Source organism: Pseudoalteromonas sp. 1CM17D, assembly GCF_023161805.1.
Lineage (GTDB): Bacteria > Pseudomonadota > Gammaproteobacteria > Enterobacterales > Alteromonadaceae > Pseudoalteromonas > Pseudoalteromonas atlantica.
The window spans coordinates 163,599-187,628 of the sequence record NZ_JALNTP010000009.1; the positions used below are offsets into that span (position 1 = coordinate 163,599).

Sequence of the window (24,030 nt, forward strand, 5' to 3'; positions counted from 1 at the left end):
TTACTTAAATTTAGCAATGCTTTGCTCTAATACCGCAATACTTACGTCGATCATTTGTACTTTAGCGGTTAGCTTTTCTACCACTTTGGTATCTTGATATTGGCTTTGCTGCATTTGTTCTGTGCTTGAGGCTATTTGTTTTGTGTTTACAGCTTGCTCAGCAACAACTTGCGCTACAGAGTGAGTACTTTGGCTGACGGCTTTTATTTGCTCACTCATGGAGCTTATGTTTTCTTTCATGGTGGTGCTGATATGCGTTAAATCAACAACAAAATCGACACACTGGCTCATAGATTGGGTTGACGTTTTACTGTTTGTAACTAAATCTTTTAATGTTAAAGCAATTTTATCTGTCGTGGCTTTACTGCTTGTAGCAAGCGTTCTGACTTCATCGGCTACAACTGCAAACCCACGTCCATGCTCACCCGCTCTTGCGGCTTCAATGGCTGCGTTAAGCGCAAGTAAGTTAGTTTGCTCTGCAATGCCTGATATTTCATTCAACAACCCTGATATTACATCGCCAGCGGCCACCAAATGATTTATTTGCTCTTCTGTATGATTAAGTAAATTAAGTAGTTCCGTGCTTTTAGTGTCTGTTTGCATAACGTCATTTAAGGCGCTATTTGCAGCTTGAGTAATGTTATCTACCTGCTGCTTTAATACTTCACTTTCATGCTCAACTAAGCTAAAACCCTGTGCAACTTGAGCACCAGAGTCAGCTATATCATTAGTTTGTTGCTTTCTTTGCTCTGCCCCGCTTGCTAGCTCATCGTGTACGTTTATTAATTGCTGCGAATTTTGCTGCAGTGAAAGAGACTGCGTTTGCACTTGCCTAATTACATCTGATAAATAACCCAATAAAGTATTAAAGCCCGCTACTGCATTGCTATTTTTATCATCGGCCCTAAGCGAAAGCTGTATATGCTCAGGGTCTTGCATAATGGCTTCGGTCGCTTTGGTTAAAGACACGCCAGCTCTGCGCTCTTGTTGTAGTGTTTTAGCAATATAGCCTGCTACAAACACTTCTACTATTGCATAGCCGGCATGTATAAGCACCGTAGTAAACGCCAGTCTGTCAGGGTCAAATACATAAAAACCGGTGTTTTGTGTTTGTAAAAAGTAAAAGCTTAAATGATGAACGGCCACAAAAATAATGGCCGTAATAAACACCTGCCACTGTACAAACATAATCAACATGGCCATTAAGATGAATATTTCGAAGTGTATTTCTATTAACCCAAAGGCTTGTTGTATGTGCAAAAAAGAAAACATCATAATTGCCGCAGCAACAACATGACCTGTGATTGGGTTATTTTTCTGAGTTTTAAGTAACCATATAGGCATTAAGCTTAAAGGTAGGCCGACTATAAATGCTTGTGTAAGTGTCCCAAAGTACAAGCCTAGGGCGATAGACTCTACAAACAAAAAAATGAATATTATGGTGAATAAACGACTTACACTATTCATAAATACCTTTAATTATTAAAATTTTTTTAAACAAAATCAGGGTTTGTACGTATTAGCTAATAATTACGACCACATTTAATTATCAATATAGCCTAGCTTGCCAACTTTATTTAATAATTGATAAAACCGCTTTAAACTCAGGTAATGCTGCGTTTTTTGTCCACTGAAAAATGATACTTTCTACGCTTGTAATTATTGCCCCTGCCTGTTGTAACTGCTCTAGCGCTAGCGATTTATGCATCGTATTTCGTGAACCCACAGCATCTGCCGCTACATGCACCTCAAATCCTTGGGCTATTAAATCTAAGCAGGTTTGTAACACACATACATGCGCCTCTGTGCCTATTACTATAATTTGTGAACGCGCAAGCTTTGTAAACACAGCATTAAATGCAGGCTCATTACACGCACTAAAATGTGTTTTTTCAACAGTCTGTGCGTTTATAAGGGTGTTTTTTAAAAGCCTGTTTGTACCACCAAGCCCTTGAGGATATTGCTCAGTCACTATGCTAGGAATTTTAAAAAGGGCGCTTACTTTGGCAATTTTTATTGCCCACTCTAGTAAATCAGAAAATTCGCTAATAGCGGGAGAAAGCTTATCTTGAATATCTATCACTAATAACACGCTGTTATCTGCAGATAAATTTTTGTGACTAACCATAACACCCCGTTTTAAGTAATTATAATTAGTAAGCGTAGCTTAAATGGTTATAAATAACTAAATTAGTGCTTTAATTTAGTTGTTATAAGTTGTAATCCACATTTTAAAAAATGTGCTATATTTAACTTTTATATGTATATCCCCTGCCCTAGAGCGAGTTTATTAGTGCGATTGAGTATTTTGTTTTTTCTCTTCACCACTGTATGTTTTCTTTGTATTACTAGCGTATCGGCCTCCACAAATTATGCTCAACAACTACAACGAATATCTACCGATGAAGGTTTATCCCAAAATTACGTAACTAAAATTTTGCAAGATGATTTAGGTTATATTTGGATAGCTACAGCGCAAGGGCTTAATCGATTTGACGGCTACACGGTAACCCCTTTTGATGGCGGATTTACCCTTAACGAAAACTTCATCACTACACTATTTAAAACGCATGCAGGCAATATAATTGTTTCTACTGAGCTTGCCGGTGCCTATTTAGTTAACCCTAAAACGTTAACTACTCGTAATATATTTTCGGGCAATCTTGCAGGTAATACAGCTAGTTTCGCTTCTATTGAAGCGATAGCCCAGCACCAAGATACCTTTTACCTTGCCATTTTAAACAACGTGTATTCACTTAACTCTAAAACAAATTCACTTACTTTAGAGTTTACTATAGGCAATGAAAACAGCGTGGTGCGCGCATTAAAATATTACAAAAACACGCTATTTATAGGCACACAAACGGGTTTATTTAGTTACGACCTAAAAACAGAGTCATTAACCCCTCTTAATTTACATACTCCCGATAAACAAACAGTCGATAACAGTAATGTTAAATTTTTATCTGTAGACCCCGCGCTAGGATTATTAGTAGGCACCGTTGAGGGCATGTACGCATTAAGTTTAAATAGCTCAGCAGGAGCAGCTGCAGATCAAAGCACTAAAAGCGTGATTGCTGATTACAATATTTGGGATTACAGCAATACACCCTATGGCGAATTTATTGCCACAGAGCATGGCTTGTTCGAATTTAACCGAGAAAAGGGCACCACTGAGTTAATTCTTAGCTTTGATCAAAGTAAATTTAATATTACCGAAAATACTATTAACGATTTAATGGTCGACTCAAGTGGCGTGTTTTGGCTGGCGTCACGCACTCAAGGCGTGCTTACTTGGTCAGTAAACACACGGCGCTTTAACAAAACCACCCTACCCGAAAACAACTATATAAACAGTATTTACCAAGACGATGATTTAACTATGTGGTACGGCACCGATAATGGCCTTGCCCATGTAAATGCTAAAAACAAAACAACCTACTACCTAACCTCGCAAGACCCTAAAGCGGTTTATGGTGAATACGCTATTTTTGCAATTAATAAAGCGGATTTAGATTCCACTTCGCGGTATTTATGGCTAACGGGGTACTACAGTTTAATTTTATTTGACAAAGAAACAGGCACAGCCGTTGCTAAAAAAGATTTAAATAACGCACTGTCTGAAGGTGCGGTTATTTATGGTTTGTCTGAGGTAGCCCCCGACACATTCGCTTTTTATAATGATCACAGTTTTTATGTGTACAATGGAAAAACAGGCTTAACGCGCGAAATTAACGGGTTAAAACAACATGTAACCCCTTTAGAGGCCTATACTTTTCATCGACCTTTTGATGATTACCCAAATGAGTTTGTATTAAGTACAACTACCCACTTTTACCGGTTTAACGAGCAAACAAACACCCTTACCACTATTTATAAAACCAGTAAAAAAGACAGCCAAAATTACCACACAGTAGAAAACTGGTTAACCGATAAAAATAACATTTTATGGTTAGCAACAACCAGCGAAGGCCTAGTCGGTATTGATGCGCAGAGCTTTGAAAAAAAGCACCACTTTAACGTAAGTAACGCCTTAAAAACGCAGTCTATTTATTCACTTATTAGCGATGAGTATGGCTATTTATGGTTTAGCAGTAAAAATGGTTTGTACCGCTTAAATACCGATACGTTGAGGCTGCGAGTTTTTACAGTAAAAGATGGTTTATCGGTTAATTTATTTAGTACTTTAGGAGCAATTACGCTTAAAAATAACACTGTAATGTTTGGCAGCAGTTATGGTGCAATTTCGTTTAACCCCGCTGAGTTTTTACAGCAAAGCACGCAAACAACAACCTCAATAACCGATATTACATTAATGTCGCGCGATTTAGACTATCAGCCAAATCAGTTTGCCACCTCTGCATTGCAATTAACACATGAAGATATGGGTTTGGAGGTCAGCTTTTCTAATTTTGATTTTCAAAATAGCGCGGAAACACGTTACAAAATTACGCTTCAAGGACCTACTTCGCTAGAGTATGATGATTTAAAAGCAAACAAAATATTTTTTACAAAGCTCCCACCAGGTAATTATCAATTAAAGGCCAGCGCGTATAATTTTAATAGTGCGACTGAGTCAAAGCCGGCGCTGTTAAATTTTAATGTGGCATACGCGCCGTGGAAGTCTCCTTATGCGTATGCGGCTTATATTTTAATTATTATAACTGTGCTGTGTTTACTGTTTTGGCAATACAGAAGCAGACAACTAGCCATAGCTAATGCGCAAAAAGCGACAATACACTCGCAAAAACAAACGGAACTTGCGCTCAGTAACAATAAAAGTGGCATTTGGGATTACCATTACAGCGACGATTCGGTAAATACAAACCGAGGGAGTGAGCTTGGGTATACTAATTTGCCCAACCGTATTCCATTAAAACATTATTTAGCTTTAATTCACCCTGAAGACAAACCACGGGTTATTTCGCACTGGTTAAATTTTACCAAACAAAAAAAGCATGAGCACTGGCAAGCAACTTATCGGTTAAAGCATAAGCTTGGCCATTGGTTGTGGTATCAAGATTTAGGGCAAATTATTTATGACGAGCACACAAATAAACCGGTATCTGTATCTGGCATATATACCAACATAACAGAGCAACGTGCCAATGAGCAGCAAGCCAACATTTTAGGTGAGGCGTTTGGGCAAATAAACGACTGGCTGCTTATTCTAGATAATAATTTGGTGCCGGTTTCTGCAAATAACAGTTTTATAAAAACCTTTTCGCAAACTCATAAACATCCGCTTAGCTTAAAAGTGTTTGTTAATGCGATAGGTAAAACGCAATGTAAAAGCTATGCCAGCACATTAAAAAGCTTAACAGCAAAACAAAATTGGCGAACTGATGCCGTTATTAAAACTGCAACTAACCCGCACCACCCCATACATATAAGTGCCACTGCAATCGCTAAAGATACACATAGCATAAGTTACTATGTGATTGTTATTTCGGATTTAACCGAGCAAAAAAAGGCAGAAGACGAGCTGCGTTATTTAGCCAATTTCGATCCCCTTACACAATTGCCTAACCGCAGTTTAATGCATCAAAAAATTGGTAAATCGATTAAAAAAGCTCACCAACAGCTCACTCAAAGCGCTTTACTATTTATAGATTTAGACAAATTTAAACCGGTAAACGATACATTTGGCCACGCAGTGGGAGATCAACTGCTGTGTAATATTACCCAAAGAGTAAGCGCTATGTTGCCAAGTAATGCTACGCTTGGCCGCCAAAGCGGTGACGAATTTTTAGTGCTTATTGATAACGTAGAAGACATAGCCGCACTTAATAACATAGTCAAAAGTATTAGCTCAGAACTTGCCAATAAGGTCATTATCGAAGATTTTTCTATTAATATATCAGCCAGTATTGGCGTGGCTTTATACCCATTTGATGCCAGCTCGACCGATTTACTGATCAGAAACGCCGATGTAGCCATGATGCATGCAAAGCAAGCTGGCCGAAACGGGTTTAAGTTTTTTAACGACTCGATGAACGAGCAAATAAAACAAAAGCTCATCCTCGAAAACGATTTAAAAGACGCCGCGAAAGATAATCTATTATTTAATCACTACCAACCCATAATAGACACGCACGCACAAACAATAAATGGGGTTGAATTACTTATGCGCTGGGAAAATAACGGCCAATTTGTCTCGCCGGCATTATTTATCCCTATTGCTGAAGAAACAGGCCTGATAGAAGCATTAACTGAGCAAGCTTTAGAGCGCGCGCTAACTGAGCTAGCCCCTACACTGGCCAACAACCCATTGTTTTATATTTCACTTAACTTGTCGCCAAAGCACATTTTAAGGACGAATATAGCAACTAAGCTGACCAATATATTAAAACAGCATCAAATGAGTCCAGTACAACTGCGCCTAGAAATTACAGAAAACATACTGCTAGAAGACAAGCAAAAAGCCGCAAAGCAACTACAAAAGTTAAAATCGGCTGGTTTTAAGCTGTTACTCGATGATTTTGGCACCGGCTACTCATCACTTACTTATTTGAGCCAGTTCCCTATTGATGTCATTAAAATAGATCAAAGCTTTGTGAATAGTATTGGGATTGATAAAAGTGATGAGTCGATCATCAAAACCATTTACACTTTAGCTCAAAACTTAGAGCTTTATTGCATAGCCGAAGGCGTTGAAACTAAGCAACAAAAAGCCTTTTTAGAAGGGTTAGGTTGTCATGTTTTACAAGGTTATTATTTTGCAAAACCAATGCGGGCAGAGCAATTACAAAACCCCGAAACGCATGAGCATATTCACACTTTAATAAAAAGTTAGCTATGAATATGCTGGCATTCGTGGCTTTCTATTTGTAGTACGCTGCTTTTAACATTAAAACGCGCAGCGAGGAGGTTTTCTATTTTTAAGCGGCAGGCTTCATCGTGCTTTTCAATTGTACAATGCTCTTTTAACACCACGTGAGCGCCGACAATAATATCGCTGTCTTTGCGCGACACCGTCACATTATGTACGTTATGCACATGCTCTAAATCGGTAATTGACTGCTCAATATCCTTCACTTTAGGCAACTTAGCGTTATTAAAGAACAGCCCTTTAATACAGCTCGTGATCACTTTACCGCCAGTAAATAACACAAACGAGGCAATTAGCATGCTCGATAAAATATCAATAATGCTCCAGCCCGTAAAATAAATAAGTACGCCAGCTATAAACGTAGAAATGGTCGATATAATGTCAAAAAACGAATGCAAAAATACAGCGTACACATTAATGCTTGCTTTGCGCCCTTTATAAAGTACCCACGCTGCAGCACCATGAAATAAAAACCCTACAGAGGCAATACTCGACATTAAAAAGCTGTTTATTGCTAAATCATGGCCATCGTTATGATGGGAAATTCTCTCTACACCTTCATATAAAATTACGGAGCTTATTGCCAAATACAGTAAACCATTAATTAAACCACCAATGAGCTCAGCGCGTTGATAGCCATCGTTATAGGTTTTAGCAAAATGAATTGCTAAGCTTGAGGCAATAAGGGCAATAAATAGCGAGCTATTATGCACAAATAAATGCCCTGCATCGGCAAGTACAGCAAGCGAATTAGCGTAATAAGCGCCAATTACCTGAATTATCATAAATGAACATGTTATCGCTAAAGCGATAAGTAACCGACGACGAGACGCCTGGTGTGTAGTGATTTCTGTCATGAAATGCTTGAAAAACCTATACTTAAAATGCAAATAAGCCGTCAGGTGGCTTAGAGTAGAAAAGGGTAATGATATACAGTAGCAATTGTAATACGAAGCCCTCTTAAACGCACTAAAAACTTAGCAAAATAGCTAAAGTTGTACTAAATAACATAGTAGGAACAATTAAATTGTATGTAAAATCAACTGGAGCAATGAGTGGGCTTAAAACCAATCGAAGATATGTGGAGTACTATAAAGCTTATTCCGTTTGCCGTTGTACTTTATGATGCTAAAACACAAGCCTATAAAGCAAACACTCAAGCGCAGAGTATATTTGATTTACCCTCACAGCCAACATTAAAAGATGCAGACTTTAAGCACCTCACGTTAAGTAGTCCAGAAAGTAAAAAACAATTTACTGTTGCGCAATTGTTTGAAAAATACTTAGTTATAAATACTAACTGCCACGTATTTTTACAAAAACAAACGCACGGCCTATTACTAAACGCCAAACTTGCCTCGCTAAATAGTCACTTATACATTGCTACGTTTGAGATAATTGAACACAACGAAGATGCGCAATATAACTTTGATAAAATTATTTCAAAAATTTCTACCGACTTAATAGATATTCAAATTGACGATATTGATACTCATATAGAGTTTGCGCTTAAAGCCATTGGCACTGTATGCCATGCCGATAGGAGCTACTTATTTAAATTTTCTGACGATGGTAAGTCAATGCGTAACACCCATGAGTGGGTTAACCAGGGGATTCAGTCATTTAAAGATCAACTACAGCACATACCAAAAAACTCACTCCCCTACTTTGCTAATTTAATGGGCACCACACACTTATTTAAAGTAAATGATGTTGCCAGCCTCCCAGCAAAAGCGGCTAAAGAAAAACAAGAACTTGAGCGTGAAGGTATTCAATCGGTACTGTGTATTGGCCTTCGCTACGATAAGGAGCTAGTAGGCTTTATTGGTTGTGATTGTGTAAAGCAAAAACGTGAGTGGACAGACTTAGACTTAATTAGGTTAAAACTAGTAGGTGAAATAATCGCTAATGCGTTTAAAAACTTAAACTACAAGCAAGAGCTTCAGCATATTCAACAACAGCTAATTACCGCAAATCAAAAGCTTAACCACCTTGTAAATACCGACAGCCTAACCGCAATTGCAAACAGACGTTGTTTTGACAAAGCACTAGAGAGCGAAATTAAACGCTGCGCACGTGCAAAGCAACCCGTTAGCTTAATTATGTGCGATATAGATTTTTTTAAAAATTACAACGACTGCTACGGCCATCAACAAGGCGATGAAGCCTTAGTTAAGGTGGCAGCAGCGCTTAAGTCGCGATGCCGACGCGAAAGCGATTTAGCCGCGCGCTATGGCGGTGAAGAATTTGCCGTCATTTTACCGGCAACTAATGAGCAAGACTGCCAACAATTTACCCGCTTAATTCAACAAGCAATTAAAACGGCAGGCATAAAACACAATAACTCTACCGTAAGTGAGTACTTAACATTAAGTATCGGTTTTTATTCAGCCACACCTGATAGAAATAGCACGCCACAGTGCTTTATAAGCAAAGCCGATCAAGCACTCTATACCGCAAAAGAAACAGGCCGTAATAAGGTGTGCCAATTTACATAACTAAATCTATTATAAAGTAACGGGCGGCTCTAGCTGCCCGTTTTTTATACCTGATATTTTAAATACATTACCTTGTAATGACTGGTTAGTTTTTACATTACTGTCATCTGCAGAAGTTACAAATAGCCACTGTGCGTTATTGCCACCAAACGCAACGCTTGTAGGTTTTGTTGCAGCAAGCGACAGTGTGTTTAAAACCTCCCCATCTGGCGATAAACACATAACGCAGCCCATATCCCATACCGCAAGCCATAAGTTGCCAAGGGCATCAATCACACAGCCATCTGGGTCTACTTGGGTATTTTTAAATTGATAAAAAACTTGGGCGGGTAATATAGGCTCGCCGCTGTCTGGGTTTACATTTAAAGTAAAAATACAGCTGGCTTTTGAGTCGCAGTAATAAGCACGTGAGCGCGCTTTATCAAAACATAACCCGTTGGGAATGGTTAAACCTTGCACCACGCAATTAAGCGAATTTTGATAAAAACGGTAAATCTTACCTTCGCCTGAGCGGGCGTTTGTATCCATAGTGCTTAGCCAAAACCCACCCCAAGGGTCTGCCCGACCATCGTTAGAGCGCCGTGTGGACTGGGTATTTTCTAAAAATGTGAGCGTTTGGCGCACCCCAGAAGCTATATGGTATTTATATATACCCGTACTGGTGCCAATAATAAGATGTGCTTTATCAAGCCACGCTAAAGCCGAAACCGTATCTTGCATTTCAACTTGTGTTAGTGAGTCAGGCTTTGTTAAACACTTACTTAGCAGGAGATTTTTTTCTATATCTACCCAAAATAGCGTTTCAAGCAAAGGGTGCCAAAGCGGGCTTTCACCTAACTTATTTTGCAAGTTACTAAATACGGTCACACTTGAGTCAGTCATAAATAACGATTCTTTAATATTAACAAAGCCTTGTATTAATAAATACTTTATCAGAAATACCCAACACTTACGATTAAACAAAACATATTAGCAACTAAATGCTTTTGCTAAGCCAAACAGTGCACTAATACCAAATAGCTTAATTAAGTGATTTAGTTTTAAATACTAAACCATGTTGATTACAGGATAAAAGCTTCGTTATTGGTCTGGTTATATCAAAATTTTTAGCGCCGTTAGCGCTAAGTTTAACCCCTTAAGTGAATTAAGTAATGTGGCAAATGGGTATAATTATTTCAGCATTTTATCGCGCTTTACCTGGTTAGTTGGTAATATCATCAAAAGGGAGGTAATAGTATGATTAATAATAACAATAAACATTCTTTAGTGGTTGAGGGAGGTGCAATGCGCGGTATTTTTGCCGCCGGCGTGTTGGATGAGTTTTTAGCGCAGCGCTATCAACCTTTTACTAATTACTTTGGGGTTTCTGCTGGCGCTACCAATATAGCCGCTTATTTATGCCAACAACCTAAACGAAACTACCATGTTATTACCGATTTTTCGTGTCGGCCTGAATTTATTAACTTAGCGCGCTTTATCAAAGGCGGCCACTTATTTGATTTAGATTGGCTGTGGCAAGCAACCATTAAAGAGATCCCCCTCAATACAGAAGCCTTTGCAAAGGCGGCTCACGAATTTTATATCGTCTCTACAGCTATCACCACAGGGCAACCCCACTACCTTAAAGCAAGTAGTGATGCGATGGTAGAGCAACTTAAGGCATCGTGCGCGATTCCAATTGCGTATCGTAACTACCCTATAATTAATGATATTGCGATGACCGATGGCGGCGTAGCAGACTCTATTCCCGTAATAAAAGCATACGAAATGGGCGCTCAAGAAATAACCGTGGTGCTTTCTCAGCCACTAGGCTATAGAAAAAAGCCAAGTAAATCGCAGTGGTTAACCAAAAAACTTTATAAAAACTACCCTGCTTTAATAAATAGCTCGATTAACAGAGCGCATGTTTATAACAGCAGCATAGATTTTATTAATAACCCGCCTGAAGATTGCAAAATCAATATTATTGCTCCACCGCCTCAATTTAGAGTGGGCCGTACAACAAAAAATGTTAAACGCCTTAACGACGGGTACAAAATGGGAATTGATACAGCCAAAGCCTTTTTAAGCTAAGTGTGTTGTTTCCCTTTAGATAGCGCAACCAGTATGCCCATTACAGTAAACGCTGCAATGGTGCATATAATGCCCGCTAGCACAGCGTAAACATGTATAAAAAACGCTAAGGCAATAGCTATTAAAGCACAACAATACAGCCACTTATAGGCTACATTGTAGTGCTTACTTCTCATTAATAATAAAGCGGCCAGTAAACACGCTAGTGCAATAATTATCATAACGGTGCTCATCCTGCTTTTACCTCTGCAAGTGCTATGGCATCAGGTTTTGTTTTTAAGTATCCCCATAAAAACGCCAGTCCCACAATTAAAAAGCTAATATCTGTAAATGCCACTAGGGTACTGTTTGCGTTAATAACATTATTAACGCCCAATACACTATTAAGTGGTAAAACACTTATTAAGAATAAGGCGCAAAGCAACAAGGTTGCTCTGAAGTAGTTTTTATAGTTTTGCCAAAATGCTGCAATTACTAGCCATACTAACCACGCGTAAAAAAATACCGGCCCAAAGTAAGCATTGTGCTCAGCGCCAGCCACGGCATAGTTTAAAAGTACTTGCACAGGGAATAACACACAACAAGCAAGCACTAAACCACCGCAACTGCCTATAATAAAGCGGTTCCACCTTGCATACGCGTCAGCGCTAAGCGTTGGTGTGCTGCCTCTGGTACGCTTTGCTAACCACATCATCATGCCAGAAAGTGGCATTAAGGCACATGCTAAGCCAAGCATTACCCAAAGTAACTTGACAAATAAACCTGCAAAATTACCAAAATGGAGTGGGAAGAGTATTTCAATAATTTTAATTGATACCCCTGCAATATCGCCAAAGCTACTCATTGAAGTGATGTACTCCCCTTGCCCATTGTAATGCAGTAACTGAGAAGCCACGGCTTCGCCTCCTAAAAGGCGTAAATACACTTGTGCGTTAGCATCGTTATGCGCCATTACCGTGGCATCTAAAATAACAGCATGTGGGTAGCGTTGCTGCGCATCACTTAAAATAGCGGTTATGTTAGTCGGCTGATTTACATGACTAATTATTGGCTCAGGAATGGCTGTAAAAGTTTCTATTAACTTATCTTGGTCGCCTCCAAAGCTAACAAAAGCTGCTGCAGGTAGTAAAATTACGGTTGCGAGCCCTAAAAATGCGCCACTAAAGCCAATTACAATATTAAAAATACTGCCCCAAATGCCCATTACTTTGTGGCCGTCACTTATGGTTACATCAAAGCCTTTAAGCCACCTAAAGGTGAACAGCTCTTTAATTAATTTACGATGTATAAATAAGCCAGTTACCGTACTTACTAATAATGTTAAACCTAAAAACCCAGTTAAAATAAGCCCTATAGGTTGCCCTAAGTGTAAGTCAGCGTGAAACTCACCAATGTAGCTGGCTGCATCTGTTTTTCTATTGGCATAATATTGCTTACTTGGGCCATAGTAGGTATTTACCAACGTTAAGCTTGCTGGGTCAAATTCAAATGCCCGAAGTACTTCTTGCTGGTAATTTTCATCACCATGGTGCGATTCAAATACTAAAGCCAGTAAGTGAAAATTATGCCCTGTTGGCATAAACACATGAATGTTTTCACCAAACTCTTTGGGCACTTGAGCGTGGTATGTATTAACTAATGTGCTTATTTCGCTATTAGGAATATGTTGAGTTTGCTGCAGTGATTGGTTGGCCCAAATTTTTAGCTCAGGCCTGGCAAGTACTGCTAACGCGCCGGTAAATGCCACAACAAACAATAAAACGGCGGTTACTACGCCCACCCAACTATGTAATAAAAATAGCTTTTTTAAAGTAATTGATTTCATCCTTGCCCCTGCATTAATGCAAAATAACTTAAAATTCCATGCACTAAACACAAAGTGATCATGAGTAAAAATGGCTGCCATGCTTTTTCGCTAATGTAGGCATATATAAAAAGCCCAACCCAAATAATTGGAAACAGTAAAATAGGCAGTAAAATTTGTTCACTCATTTGTAAGGGCAAGTAGGTAGTCATCCCGGTGATCATCACCGTAGCGGTTACCAATGCCAATACGCACGCCATTAAATGGCGACGCTTTGTAGCGCTAAAGGTTTTTTTATTATTCATTTTTAGCTCATTTAATAAATAGCAGGCGCGCACACCTGCATATGCAAATAACAACTATTTGCATTATATTGCGCATTTGTAAATTTATGCAACATATTATCGTTACTTAATAAGCTAATAAGCTCCTTTTTATTCGCATAATCAATGTCTGTTTATTTATAAAATTACATTTTTTGAGCATACTTGGTATTTAGGTAGGCAAATATGATGAGCTAAAACTGTTTTTAAATAATCCCAAAACAACTGCGTTATCATGCTGATCAGTGATTAACTGCTTAGCCCATTAAAATAACGGCTAAACAGGCAAATTTTTTACTTTAACAGTCAACAAACTCTATAATTATTGTTATTTTGCTAAGGCATATGCAAAAAGCTAATTGTCCCTAGGCAGGCTCTTTTTGCAGCTGTTAAACAAATCACTATACATTGATAAAATGAGAGAAATTTATGAGCGATAAAATCAATCCAGACGCGTTACACGCACTAAAAATTGCATTTACTTACATGCCGCAAGCAATTGAAGTAACAAAGTACGAATATGGCGAGCGCTATCAAACAGTGCTTGATCATATTGAAGCCGTGCGCGAAGTGTTGCTTATAAACGATGTAGACCCAGAAGAAGTAGGCGGCGACATAAACCCAGAATACACGCCTAATTCTACCTATTAATGGGAAAAGTTTGCTAATTGAGCAAAACAATTAAGTTCGCGTGTTGATAGCCTAACACCCATTACTCAATATATTGCTCAACGGTTTACGCCTGTTGGTATAAACTGTTAAAAACATATAAATAAATGTGCCTATCTGCCGATACGCATAACGATATAAAATACAATTAAGGTAATTGCGGTGAACTTTTTAAGGCGTTTTCACGATATAGTCTCAGACCAAACTCTGGATTTTGATTCAAAAATTAAAAGCCTACTCGCGTTTGGCCTAGAAGTGTTCAGCCTTGATGTAGCAATAATTAGTAAAATTGATGCTAATACGTACACAGTATTACATGCTATAACCCCTGATAACGCCCTATTACCCGGCACACAATTTGAGCTAGGTGGCACATACTGCGTCCACACATTAACAGCAGGCTCGGCGCTTTCGTTTCATAAAGCCTCACAAAGTACGATTGCCAATCACCCTTGTTACATAAATTTTCAACTTGAGTCCTACATTGGCGCACCTATAAAAGTAGCCGATAAAACCTTTGGCACTGTTAACTTTTCATCACCTAACGAGTCAACTGCATTTAGCGACGAAGCCTACGATTACATTGAGCTGTTTGCTCAGTGGTTAGGCTCTGAATTTGCAAAAATAGACACGAAAGAGCAACTTTTAAAAAATAGCTACACCCTTTCAAAGCTCGAAAACATCGCGAATATCGGCACTTGGGAGGTCGATTTAATCGAGAACAAAGTTTATTGGAGTAAGCAAACTAAACGCATTCATCAGGTAGCCGATGACTACCAGCCAATAGTTGATAACGCGATTGAATTTTACAAAGAGGGTTCCAGCAGAGAAGCCATAAATAAAGCGGTAGAAAACGCCATAAACAAAGGTGAAAAATGGGATTTAGAGCTTGAGGTTATCACTGCACAAAACCAAGAAATTTGGATTTCGACTTTTGGAGAAGCCGAGTTTCACGAAGGTAATTGCATAAGGCTATTTGGTACATTTCAAGACATTACCGAATCAATCTTGCTTAGAGAAGCGCTAAAAAAGAAAAAAGCCGAAGCAGAGCATATGTTAGAAGATAGAAGTATGCTATTTGCTAAAATTAGCCACGAGTTACGCACCCCCCTAAATGGCATAACTGGCATGCTCACCACCTTAATAGATGAAAAAGACACTGAAAAACGAGACGAAAAAATAAAAATAGCGCTACGCAGCGCTGATATTTTACTTAACATTATCAACGAAGTACTCGATTTTTCTAAAATTAATCATGGTGAATTAAAACTAGAGCCAACCGATGTACTGCTTAAAACCATATTTAGTGATTTAGCCTCTTTATATACCCCGTTATTTAAAGAAACCCATGTTGAATTAATCATAGAAAATACAATTGATGATAGCTGCTGGGCCTTTTGCGACAGTACACGCCTGAGCCAAATTACCTCTAACTTATTAAGTAACGCATTAAAATTTACCGAGCAAGGCCATGTAAAACTTAAAACACAGCTCATAAATAATAACGATGCGCTATCTCTTGGTATTACAGTTTCTGACACTGGTCGCGGAATGACCCCTGCCTTTTTAGAGTCTTTATTTTCGCCGTTTACACAAGAGGTTGACGCTAAAAATAATAAAGGGGGCACAGGGCTTGGCCTAGCAATTATAAAAGAGCTTGTAGAATACATGGGCGGCACAATAAAGGTGACAAGTGAGCTACAAAAAGGCTCAACGTTTAGCATTAATATTCCGCTAGAGCTTGGTAAAGAGCAAGTAATAGACGATATTAAATCAAAAATTGAGTTAAACAGCCATTCGCTCAGTGTACTTATTGTTGATGACAACGATATAAACCGCCGTGTGCTTGATGCCTCTCTTGATAAGTTAAACGTAAAAGCCGACTGCGCCATTGATGGCCAAGACGCTATTTTTAAGTGTAAGCAAAAGCATTACGACCTTATTTTTATGGATTGCATTATGCCAATCCTGGATGGTTTTGAAGCCACTAAAACGCTGAGAGCGCAACGTATTTGCCCTAGCGAAAGCACCTACATTGTAGCGCTAACTGCTAATACATCGTCGCAAGATAAACTAGCTTGCCAGCAAGCAGGCATGGATATGTTTGTCTCTAAGCCGTTTAAGCTTCCGCACATAGAAAAAGCGCTTTCTAATGCCTTAGAACATACAGCTAAAGTAAATTCGCTTTAATTTAGTAAGTACATACTATGAGAAATATAATAAGAACATTACTTTTTACTGTACTGTTGTTAGCCATATTTAAAGGCATTTCTACAGGGCAATGGGGTTCATCAATAATCGTTGTTATTGTATCAAGCGTATTGCTATTAGTTACGTTTATCAGTGGTAAGGCATCACAAGGCCGTTCAACTTATACAAGCACTGACTCTTCAATTTATGCTAGTAATAACTCACACTCTAATAATGATTGCGGTGGGGATTCTGGTGGCTGTGATTAATAGAGATATTGTTATAAGCATTAAAAAAGCCGCCTTTGGAGAGGGCGGCTTGGGTTAACAAACAGCTTTTGGGTGTACCTATTGCTGTTACATCAAGAGAAGTTTTGCCTATTAAGCTGCATTTTGGTCTTGGTTGCTTTGCTCGCTATGGCGAATTAAGTAATCAAACGCCCCTAAGCTTGCTGTTGCACCACTACCCATTGCAATAATGATTTGCTTAAATGGCGTATTTGTCGCGTCACCCGCACCGTAAACGCCCGGTAATGAGGTTGCGCCTTTAGCGTCAATTTCTATCTCGCCAAACTTGCTTAGTGTAAGGTCGCTCTCTTTTAACCATTCGGTATTAGGGATCAAACCTATTTGTACAAAAATACCTGCAAGTGCTAATGATTTTTCCTCGCCTGTTACACGGTCAGTGTAATTAAGTCCGGTCACTTTTTTACCATCGCCTACTACTTCAGTGGTCTGCGCATTTTTAATAATAGTGATGTTGCTTAAGCTATTCGCTTTGCGAATAAGTACTTCGTCAGCGCGCAGCGTGTCAGCAAACTCAAGTACCGTTACATGCTCTACAATGTTAGCTAAGTCGATAGCCGCCTCTATACCCGAGTTACCACCACCAATAACGGCAACAGGCTTACCCTTAAATAGCGGACCATCACAGTGTGGGCAGTAAGCTACGCCATGGCCGCGATATTCTTGCTCACCAGGGACGTTCATTTCACGCCAGCGTGCACCGGTTGCTAAAACAAGCGATTTAGCTTTTAAAGTAGCCCCGTTTTCAAGGGTAATTTCATAACCATTACTACTGCGACCAAGCCCTGCTGCGCGTTGGTTATGCATTACATCTACATCGTATTCTTTAACATGCTCTTCAAGCTGAGCAACAAGCTTTGGACCTTCAGTGGCTTTAATCGAAATAAAGTTTTCGATAGCCAACGTATCGGCAACTTGACCACCAAATCTATCGGCAACTATACCGGTGTTTAACCCTTTACGAGCAGAATAAATAGCGGCTGAGGCACCCGCAGGTCCGCCACCGACTACTAATACATCAAACTCGTCTTTTTCGCTTAGTGCTGCAGCTTGCTTAGCAGCGCCTTTAGTGTCTACTTTATTTAAAATGTCGGTCAGGCTTAATGCACCTTGGCTAAATGGTTCGCCATTTAAGTACACAGCTGGTACTGCTAAAATATTGCGCTCTTCTACTTCGTCTTGAAACAGTGCGCCGTCAATCATTGTTGCTTTAATTTTGCTATTTGTAGCTGCCATTGTATTTAGCGCCTGCACTACTTGTGGGCATGTTTGGCAACTTAAGCTTATGTATACTTCAAAATTAAGTTCTTGATTGAGTGATTCTATTTGTTCAATGTCTTCGCTTTTTGCTTTGCTTGCGTGTCCGCCAGTGTGTAAAAGCGCTAACACTAAACTTGTAAATTCGTGACCCATAGGTACGCCAGCAAACGTAATGTGGGTGTTTTTTTCAGGTGAATGCACAACCATAGATGGGCGACGTGCGCTCGAATCAGGGTTGCTCACTACCGTAAACTTGTCGCTTAATGATGCTAAGTCGTTTGCTAAGCTTTCTACTTCTGCTGATTTTTTGCTGTCATCCAAGGCAATAAGCAGCTCAACAGGTTGAGTAAGCGATTCAAAATGGCTTTTTAATTGATTTTTAATGTTGTTATCTAACATGGCTTAACCCTTTTTAGGAAAATTTAAACAGCAAACCTCCCATGCCAACTAATGCATGTGCTAATGAGTCCGAGTTGAGATAGGAGGCACCAACAAACGAAATGATGTTGGTTTAAGGGCAGTTACCTGCCCTCATAAAAGTGGGTAAACTTGTACTTAGATTTTACCAACTAGGTCTAGTGAAGGAGCAAGTGTGTCTTCACCTGGCTGCCAAGATGCAGGGCAAACTTCACCGTCGTGAGTTGCAATGTATTGAGCAGCTTGTACTTTACGTACTAACTCTTTAGCGCTACGGCCAATACCTAGGTCATGCGTTTCGATTACTTTGATTTCGCCCTCTGGGTTCATTACAAAAGTACCGCGAAGTGCTAGGCCGTCATCTTCAATCATAACGCCAAAGCTGCGAGTAATACGGCCAGTTGGGTCGCCAATCATTGGAAATTTAATTTTACCAATAGTGTCTGACGTGTCATGCCATGCTTTATGCGTGAAGTGAGTATCAGTTGATACTGAGTAAACTTCTACACCCATTTCTTGTAGCTGCTCGTAGTAATCAGCAACATCGCCAAGCTCAGTGGGACATACAAACGTGAAATCTGCAGGGTAAAAGAAGAAGATTGACCACTTACCTAGTACGTCTTTTTCAGACACTTCTACAAAGTCACCATTGTGGTATGCAGTTGCGTTAAAAGGTTGAATTTTTGTGTTGATCAATGAAGTGCTCATAGTATTCCTCATTTATATTTAAAGTGTTTTAAAGTTACTCAACGCAGCCAAAATGTGTGGCCTTTCGCGTTGGCTTGATTAATACAATAAGCCCATTGGTAAACTAAATAAAATTGATTGTTTAGATTAAAACAATCGATTTTTAAGATTGAACTATCTAGCTCTTCTATTCGTAGACGATTTATTACCTGTAAGTGCTAAGAATACTGCTACAATAGCCGCGCTAAAAATACACAACATAAGGCATGCTGTAATGGAAAAATTTGTTAATCATATTCAACTTGGCTATTTGGGGTTACTACCCTTTTTGGGCTGTGTAGCGTGGCCACTTATGTTTGGCAGTAATAGCGTTAACTTGGAGTTTTTTACTTTTTATAGCATTGCTATACTGGCATTTATGGCGGGCAATTTATGGCGCGCTGGGATGCAAAGCTACAGTGATGCAATTAAAGCGGTTGTGCCTGTTATACCCGTACCATTTTTATCGTTTATTCCGCTGGAGTGGGCGCTTGCCTGGTTAGGGGCTAGTTTTTGGTTAGTTCTTATCTTTGAAAAAGCCACATCACAATGGCAAACCTACCATCGCGATTATCAAAAAATGCGCTTTATTCTTACCTCAGTGGTATTTGTGTGTCACATACTCACCATTGGTATGAGCCTTTACCCAAAATAACCTTACGCTGCTTAACCTACTAGGCGTAATAGTGTAACATCCGCGCACTGCTATTTAAGGACGCACCATGATTGATACATTACGCCAGCAGCTTAACGAGCTTGGCGAAAACTACGTAGAAAAAAACGCCGCTTTTAAAATTAAAGTTATTCCGTTTTTTTGCGCTATTAGTATTAAAAAAGATCACAAAAATGAAGGCCGGCTCAGCTTTTACTCAAACCAATTAATAGAAATACTGTTAGTGGTGTTATTTATGTTGTTTGGGCTTACGCTTTATAACCCAGAGGCGGGTTTTACACATGGCCCTATTCATATTGTGTTTGCTATTTTAATTACCTTTAATTTAATTTTAAAACAAATAGCTATTGAAGGGCTTAAAACACGCCTTGCGTTTCATCGTTTGCATGGTGCTAATACAGCGCAAAATACTCAAAGTGCAGATCAAAACACTCACAAATCTAATTAAGTTATGTATTTAAATCCTAATTGGCGAATTCTCACCGTAGGCGATGGCGATCTATCGTTCTCTAATGCGGTGGTTAACCACATAAAACCAGTTAAGTTAGTCGCATCTACTTATGATAGCGCCAAAACCATAGAGCAAAAATACCAGCACAATGCGCTAAGTAGTTTAAAAAAGTGTCATGTTGAGGTTATTAATTGCTTTGATGTAACTGACCCTTTATGTTGGCAAAAATTAGCTGCCCACCAGCACAGCTTTGATGTAGTTATTTTTCAGTTTCCGCTTATTCCTGCCTTTGTCGGGCGCGAAGCATTTGAAAGCAACACTCAAAAAACCAGCATGAACGTGCTTAATCGCGCGTTACTACATCAATTTATTAAATACGCTAACAATTACGCGCTCGACAAAAGCGGCCCTATGCTTTGCTACATAACCTCAAAAGATGTAAAACCCTATCGCGATTGGAACATTGAAGGCAGCTTAAGTAATGGCCTTGAGGCTAAATACGCGGGCCAAATGCCTTTTGATATTAACCAGTTTGATGGTTATAAAATAAGAAACGTAGACCGTGACAAACACGTAAAAGACACCAGTGGCATCACTTATGTGTTTACGCCTAAAGCAATCTTGGCGCAATCTGACGAACTAAGCACTCACCTTACAAAGCCTGCGTATTTAGGTGAAAATCATTGCTCGCTTTGTCGGGTAGGCCCTTTTATTGCCACTGAAGATGAAAACAAACATCTTAACGCTAAAAAGCACCAACAAATGCTTAAGCTAGAAGATGACTGGCAGGCGTGGCTTACTGACTTTTACAACCGCAACTTATAACCCTGTTTTATAGCTCAATTTAATTAAATCAGCGGCCTTTTCAGCAATGGCAATAACAGGTGCGTTTGTGTTACCTGTTACTATGGTAGGCATAATTGAGGCATCAATAACCCTTAAGCTGCGTATCCCGTGTACTTGTAGTTTGCTATTAACCACCGCCATATTGTCGGTGCCCATTTTACAGGTGCCAACAGGGTGATATTCGGTATCGGCAGTTTGGCGAATAAATTCAATAAGCCGGGAGTCGTTATTTACATCAAGCGGGTAAACCATGTTGCCACGAATTTTATCAAAGGCGGAGCTTTGCATAATGCGCAGCGCTTTTTTAAGCCCTGCAAGCATAAGCGATAAATCATCAGGGTGGCTTAAATAATTAGGGTCGATAAGCGGCGCACTGCGTGGATTGCTATTGGCAAGCCTTATTGTCCCTCGGCTTTTGGGACGCATAATACTACTGTGAATACTATAGCCATGGCCAAGGTGAACTTTGCGACTATGATCGTCCACCAACCCAATTACAAACTCAAGTTGAATATCCGGCGCAGGCGAATTATCCAACACATTAATAAACGCATGTGACTCAGCAAAATTACTGGTTAATATTCCGCTGCGTTTACTAAACCACTGCGCACACCCTTTAATAATACTTGCAGCGCCTTTTACACTTACCCCAAAGGTGCCTTTTGCAGTATTTGCTTTACACAAAGGCACCACGGTTAAGTGATCTTGTAAATTACCCCCTACTCCTTCCAGTGCATGTTCCAGTGGTATGTTATGCGCTGCTAAATGCGCTTTAGGGCCAATTCCTGAAAGCATTAACACTTGTGGAGAGTTAATTGCACCGGCGCTTAAAAGCACCTCCTTTTTGGCCATTAATGTAATAATTTTACCGCCGCGCTCAAGCTCTACGCCGTGGGCGACCTTATTTTTGATTATAATTTTATTAACGTGGCTGTGGGTAAACACACTAAGGTTAGGCCTGTTTAAGTGCGGTGTTAAATACGCTTTTGCAGCACTACAGCGCTCACCATTATGTTGCGTAACCTGCGAAAGCCGTGCTCCATGTTGCTCAGCGCCATTTATATCGTCATTTAACTGTATTCCTTGCTCAACACACGCCTTTAAAAAGCAAGAGTTTACCGCACTTGGCTTAGTCAGCTCTTGCACATGCAATGGCCCTTTTGTGCCATGTAACGCGTTATTAAACGTTTTATTGTTTTCGGCTTTTATAAAATAGGGTAATAAACTGTTGTAGTCCCACCCAAGGTTGCCATTTTGTGCCCAGTTATCGTAATCGTATTTATTACCGCGTATATACACCATGGCATTAGTAGAGCTAGACCCACCTAGCACTTTACCCCGCGGCACAAAGCCACATCGGTTATTAAGCGCCTTTTGCGGTACCGTATTGTAGTGCCAACTATTTATGCCATATGGCACACTGGCCGCAATACCCGCAGGCATTTGAATTAAAGCGCTCTTATCGCTACCCCCCGACTCTATTAAGCACACACTTATATGCTGATCTTCTGATAAACGCGCTGCCAGCACACAACCTGCACTGCCTGCGCCAATAATAATATAATCAAACGTGTGGTTACTCATAGGTGCCTTTGCATAATCACTATTTAGGTGTTATTGGTAGCTGCTTCTGCTTTGTACATCCATGCAGTTGTAAATAAGCAGTTTTATTGCAGCAAGCTATTCGCTCTATAGTGCATAGATTAAATCCTAAAAACTTGATATTTTTAGACACCCTCTTTAATTTACAGCGCCAGTGTATGAGCAGCCCAATACGTGCCACCTCTTTATATTCAATAGACTCGTTAATTAAAGAACTTGGCGCAGACCCAGCAAGCGTAATGAAAACCTGTAAGGTCACTGTCGACTTTAATAACCTTGAAAACCAATATTTACCCTACTTGAGCTATGCAAATTTATTAGAGTACTGCAGCCACACGCTTAACTGCCCAAGCTTTGGGCTTAAATTAGCAAATAAACAAAACTTTGATATTTTAGGCCACATAGCCATAGCCGCTAAAAGTGGGACTAATTTAGAAGAAGCGCTTAGCTGGGTGGTTAAATATTTACACTTACACAGCCCCGCATTGTGCTTAACAACGCACTCATTAGATAATGACGAGAGCTTATTTTTATCGTTTGAATTTAACCTAAAGCCCCTACCACAAATAAACCAAGCCATAGAGCTCACGCTTGGCTTAGCCATGAGCATAATAAAAAAATTAAGTAATAATCAGTGCAAGCCTCGCACTGTGTTTTTACCGCAAAAGCTGGCAACTAATACACTCGCATACAAAAGCTATTTTGGCTGTGAAGTAATAGAGCACCGCAACAGTGCGGGCATTGTAATAAACAAAGCCGACTTATCGATAAAGCTTAACCACAACAACCTTAATAAAACCGACGCGGCCTTTAATTTTTTAGCTAAACGCAACGAACACAGTCACTCATTACCTGCCCAAGTAAGCGCACTCATAAGGCCAATGCTGCCTATTTATCAGTGTTCAAACCAAACTATTGCCGAGGCACTTAATATGCACCCGCGTACCTTGCACCGTGAATTGGCTAAACATAACACCAGCTTTGTAAAACTTAAAGACACCACACGCCGGGCGCTGGCAGCGCATTACTTGCTTCAAAAACAATACTCTATCAGTACTATTTCAATGCTTTTAGGCTATCACGAACAAGCAACCTTATGCGCAAGTGTTAAACGCTGGTTTGGGTATTCTCCTAAGGCGTGTCGAACTTTGTGGATTGAAATTTATTCAATCTAGGGGCGATTTAATCGCGGCGCGAGGTTTGTAACCTAGTGGGCTAAGTGAAAATCGAGCAACAAAGAGTCAATCGTCCCTAGAAAGAACCCATAGGGCAGCGCATGTTTGGTCTTTATGCTGCGTTATCGCCTATTTATGGGGAATAACCACACTACATAGGCTCTGCCTTGCCTAAAAACCAAACAT

At 39.7% G+C, this 24,030-nt stretch carries 20 protein-coding genes; 10 read left to right on the top strand and 10 right to left on the bottom strand.

Annotation, left to right across the window (positions count from 1 at the left end):
• Both MSC25_RS15895 and MSC25_RS15900 read right to left on the bottom strand, forming a co-directional pair.
• Complete coding sequence (locus tag MSC25_RS15895; protein WP_248443938.1) at positions 1-1,467, bottom strand: methyl-accepting chemotaxis protein; 1,467 nt, start codon at positions 1,465-1,467, stop codon at positions 1-3.
• A 106-nt stretch (positions 1,468-1,573) separates the two neighbouring features.
• Positions 1,574-2,128 (bottom strand): hydrolase, encoded by a 555-nt coding sequence (locus MSC25_RS15900; RefSeq protein WP_248443939.1) that lies wholly within the window; start codon positions 2,126-2,128, stop codon positions 1,574-1,576.
• Between the two features lie 132 nt (positions 2,129-2,260).
• Between MSC25_RS15900 and MSC25_RS15905 the strand changes: the two genes are divergently transcribed.
• A complete protein-coding gene (locus MSC25_RS15905; protein WP_248443940.1) occupies positions 2,261-6,796 on the top strand; it encodes an EAL domain-containing protein in 4,536 nt (1,511 codons plus the stop codon).
• Here MSC25_RS15905 and MSC25_RS15910 read toward each other — a convergent pair.
• Positions 6,793-7,689, bottom strand: coding sequence for a cation diffusion facilitator family transporter (locus MSC25_RS15910; RefSeq protein WP_248443941.1), 897 nt, complete (start codon positions 7,687-7,689; stop codon positions 6,793-6,795). The two genes, MSC25_RS15905 and MSC25_RS15910, sit on opposite strands and share 4 nt — an antisense overlap.
• Before the next feature lie 198 nt (positions 7,690-7,887).
• Here MSC25_RS15910 and MSC25_RS15915 point away from each other — a divergent pair, with 198 nt between their 5' ends.
• Complete coding sequence (locus MSC25_RS15915) at positions 7,888-9,330, top strand: diguanylate cyclase (protein WP_248443942.1); 1,443 nt, start codon at positions 7,888-7,890, stop codon at positions 9,328-9,330.
• Between the two features lie 9 nt (positions 9,331-9,339).
• Here MSC25_RS15915 and MSC25_RS15920 read toward each other — a convergent pair whose 3' ends face one another.
• Positions 9,340-10,212 carry an SMP-30/gluconolactonase/LRE family protein gene (locus MSC25_RS15920; protein WP_248443943.1) on the bottom strand — a complete coding sequence of 291 codons (873 nt, stop codon included), beginning with the start codon at positions 10,210-10,212 and terminating at the stop codon, positions 9,340-9,342.
• A 354-nt stretch (positions 10,213-10,566) separates the two neighbouring features.
• Here MSC25_RS15920 and MSC25_RS15925 point away from each other — a divergent pair, with 354 nt between their 5' ends.
• A complete protein-coding gene (locus MSC25_RS15925) occupies positions 10,567-11,403 on the top strand; it encodes a patatin family protein (protein WP_055253856.1) in 837 nt (278 codons plus the stop codon).
• Here MSC25_RS15925 and MSC25_RS15930 read toward each other — a convergent pair.
• From MSC25_RS15930 to MSC25_RS15940, 3 genes are read right to left on the bottom strand one after another with little or no spacing between them, the layout of a single operon-like run.
• Entirely contained in the window at positions 11,400-11,636 is a 237-nt protein-coding gene (locus tag MSC25_RS15930) for a hypothetical protein (RefSeq protein WP_248443944.1), read from the bottom strand. The genes MSC25_RS15925 and MSC25_RS15930 overlap by 4 nt on opposite strands.
• On the bottom strand, positions 11,633-13,228 hold the full coding sequence (locus MSC25_RS15935; protein ID WP_248443945.1) for a PepSY-associated TM helix domain-containing protein: 1,596 nt from the start codon (positions 13,226-13,228) through the stop codon (positions 11,633-11,635). Before MSC25_RS15935 ends, MSC25_RS15930 begins: the two co-directional genes overlap by 4 nt.
• Positions 13,225-13,512, bottom strand: a complete 288-nt coding sequence (locus MSC25_RS15940; protein ID WP_029774445.1) for a hypothetical protein — start codon at positions 13,510-13,512, stop codon at positions 13,225-13,227. The genes MSC25_RS15935 and MSC25_RS15940 overlap by 4 nt, the downstream gene beginning before the upstream one ends.
• Positions 13,513-13,959: 447 nt before the next feature.
• On the opposite strand from MSC25_RS15940, the gene MSC25_RS15945 reads away from it, so the two are divergent.
• The 3 genes from MSC25_RS15945 to MSC25_RS15955 all read left to right on the top strand — a co-directional run bounded on the left by MSC25_RS15945 (position 13,960) and on the right by MSC25_RS15955 (position 16,658).
• Complete coding sequence (locus MSC25_RS15945; RefSeq protein WP_024032720.1) at positions 13,960-14,181, top strand: hypothetical protein; 222 nt, start codon at positions 13,960-13,962, stop codon at positions 14,179-14,181.
• 180 nt (positions 14,182-14,361) lie between these two features.
• Positions 14,362-16,389, top strand: a complete 2,028-nt coding sequence (locus tag MSC25_RS15950) for an ATP-binding protein (RefSeq protein WP_248443946.1) — start codon at positions 14,362-14,364, stop codon at positions 16,387-16,389.
• A gap of 17 nt (positions 16,390-16,406) precedes the next feature.
• On the top strand, positions 16,407-16,658 hold the full coding sequence (locus MSC25_RS15955) for a hypothetical protein (RefSeq protein ID WP_004587115.1): 252 nt from the start codon (positions 16,407-16,409) through the stop codon (positions 16,656-16,658).
• 111 nt (positions 16,659-16,769) lie between these two features.
• Here MSC25_RS15955 and ahpF read toward each other — a convergent pair whose 3' ends face one another.
• Together ahpF and ahpC are read right to left on the bottom strand one after the other, a co-directional pair.
• Positions 16,770-18,353, bottom strand: coding sequence for an alkyl hydroperoxide reductase subunit F (ahpF, locus tag MSC25_RS15960; protein ID WP_248443947.1), 1,584 nt, complete (start codon positions 18,351-18,353; stop codon positions 16,770-16,772).
• A gap of 156 nt (positions 18,354-18,509) precedes the next feature.
• Positions 18,510-19,079 (bottom strand): alkyl hydroperoxide reductase subunit C, encoded by a 570-nt coding sequence (gene ahpC, locus MSC25_RS15965; protein ID WP_004587118.1) that lies wholly within the window; start codon positions 19,077-19,079, stop codon positions 18,510-18,512.
• A 253-nt stretch (positions 19,080-19,332) separates the two neighbouring features.
• Here ahpC and MSC25_RS15970 point away from each other — a divergent pair, with 253 nt between their 5' ends.
• From MSC25_RS15970 to MSC25_RS15980, 3 genes are all read left to right on the top strand, one after another.
• Positions 19,333-19,752, top strand: coding sequence for a DUF3429 domain-containing protein (locus MSC25_RS15970; protein WP_248443948.1), 420 nt, complete (start codon positions 19,333-19,335; stop codon positions 19,750-19,752).
• 67 nt (positions 19,753-19,819) lie between these two features.
• On the top strand, positions 19,820-20,218 hold the full coding sequence (locus tag MSC25_RS15975; RefSeq protein ID WP_029774450.1) for a hypothetical protein: 399 nt from the start codon (positions 19,820-19,822) through the stop codon (positions 20,216-20,218).
• A 3-nt stretch (positions 20,219-20,221) separates the two neighbouring features.
• Entirely contained in the window at positions 20,222-21,046 is an 825-nt protein-coding gene (locus MSC25_RS15980) for a class I SAM-dependent methyltransferase (RefSeq protein ID WP_248443949.1), read from the top strand.
• On the opposite strand, the gene MSC25_RS15985 is transcribed toward MSC25_RS15980, so the two are convergent.
• Complete coding sequence (locus MSC25_RS15985) at positions 21,041-22,651, bottom strand: GMC family oxidoreductase N-terminal domain-containing protein (protein WP_248443950.1); 1,611 nt, start codon at positions 22,649-22,651, stop codon at positions 21,041-21,043. The two genes, MSC25_RS15980 and MSC25_RS15985, sit on opposite strands and share 6 nt — an antisense overlap.
• A gap of 176 nt (positions 22,652-22,827) precedes the next feature.
• Here MSC25_RS15985 and MSC25_RS15990 point away from each other — a divergent pair, with 176 nt between their 5' ends.
• Complete coding sequence (locus MSC25_RS15990; protein WP_248443951.1) at positions 22,828-23,844, top strand: AraC family transcriptional regulator; 1,017 nt, start codon at positions 22,828-22,830, stop codon at positions 23,842-23,844.
• Positions 23,845-24,030 lie beyond the last annotated feature (186 nt).

What these genes read in the sequence shown, in the direction of transcription:
- MSC25_RS15940 (WP_029774445.1), bottom strand. Translation starts at nt 13,512, where the DNA reads ATGAATAATAAAAAAACCTTTAGCGCTACAAAGCGTCGCCATTTAATG.
- MSC25_RS15905 (WP_248443940.1), top strand. Translation starts at nt 2,261, where the DNA reads ATGTATATCCCCTGCCCTAGAGCGAGTTTATTAGTGCGATTGAGTATT.
- MSC25_RS15990 (WP_248443951.1), top strand. Translation starts at nt 22,828, where the DNA reads ATGAGCAGCCCAATACGTGCCACCTCTTTATATTCAATAGACTCGTTA.
- MSC25_RS15920 (WP_248443943.1), bottom strand. Translation starts at nt 10,212, where the DNA reads ATGACTGACTCAAGTGTGACCGTATTTAGTAACTTGCAAAATAAGTTA.
- MSC25_RS15955 (WP_004587115.1), top strand. Translation starts at nt 16,407, where the DNA reads ATGAGAAATATAATAAGAACATTACTTTTTACTGTACTGTTGTTAGCC.
- MSC25_RS15925 (WP_055253856.1), top strand. Translation starts at nt 10,567, where the DNA reads ATGATTAATAATAACAATAAACATTCTTTAGTGGTTGAGGGAGGTGCA.
- MSC25_RS15985 (WP_248443950.1), bottom strand. Translation starts at nt 22,651, where the DNA reads ATGAGTAACCACACGTTTGATTATATTATTATTGGCGCAGGCAGTGCA.
- MSC25_RS15980 (WP_248443949.1), top strand. Translation starts at nt 20,222, where the DNA reads ATGTATTTAAATCCTAATTGGCGAATTCTCACCGTAGGCGATGGCGAT.
- ahpC (WP_004587118.1), bottom strand. Translation starts at nt 19,079, where the DNA reads ATGAGCACTTCATTGATCAACACAAAAATTCAACCTTTTAACGCAACT.
- MSC25_RS15895 (WP_248443938.1), bottom strand. Translation starts at nt 1,467, where the DNA reads ATGAATAGTGTAAGTCGTTTATTCACCATAATATTCATTTTTTTGTTT.
- MSC25_RS15945 (WP_024032720.1), top strand. Translation starts at nt 13,960, where the DNA reads ATGAGCGATAAAATCAATCCAGACGCGTTACACGCACTAAAAATTGCA.
- MSC25_RS15975 (WP_029774450.1), top strand. Translation starts at nt 19,820, where the DNA reads ATGATTGATACATTACGCCAGCAGCTTAACGAGCTTGGCGAAAACTAC.
- MSC25_RS15930 (WP_248443944.1), bottom strand. Translation starts at nt 11,636, where the DNA reads ATGAGCACCGTTATGATAATTATTGCACTAGCGTGTTTACTGGCCGCT.
- MSC25_RS15910 (WP_248443941.1), bottom strand. Translation starts at nt 7,689, where the DNA reads ATGACAGAAATCACTACACACCAGGCGTCTCGTCGTCGGTTACTTATC.
- ahpF (WP_248443947.1), bottom strand. Translation starts at nt 18,353, where the DNA reads ATGTTAGATAACAACATTAAAAATCAATTAAAAAGCCATTTTGAATCG.
- MSC25_RS15900 (WP_248443939.1), bottom strand. Translation starts at nt 2,128, where the DNA reads ATGGTTAGTCACAAAAATTTATCTGCAGATAACAGCGTGTTATTAGTG.
- MSC25_RS15970 (WP_248443948.1), top strand. Translation starts at nt 19,333, where the DNA reads ATGGAAAAATTTGTTAATCATATTCAACTTGGCTATTTGGGGTTACTA.
- MSC25_RS15935 (WP_248443945.1), bottom strand. Translation starts at nt 13,228, where the DNA reads ATGAAATCAATTACTTTAAAAAAGCTATTTTTATTACATAGTTGGGTG.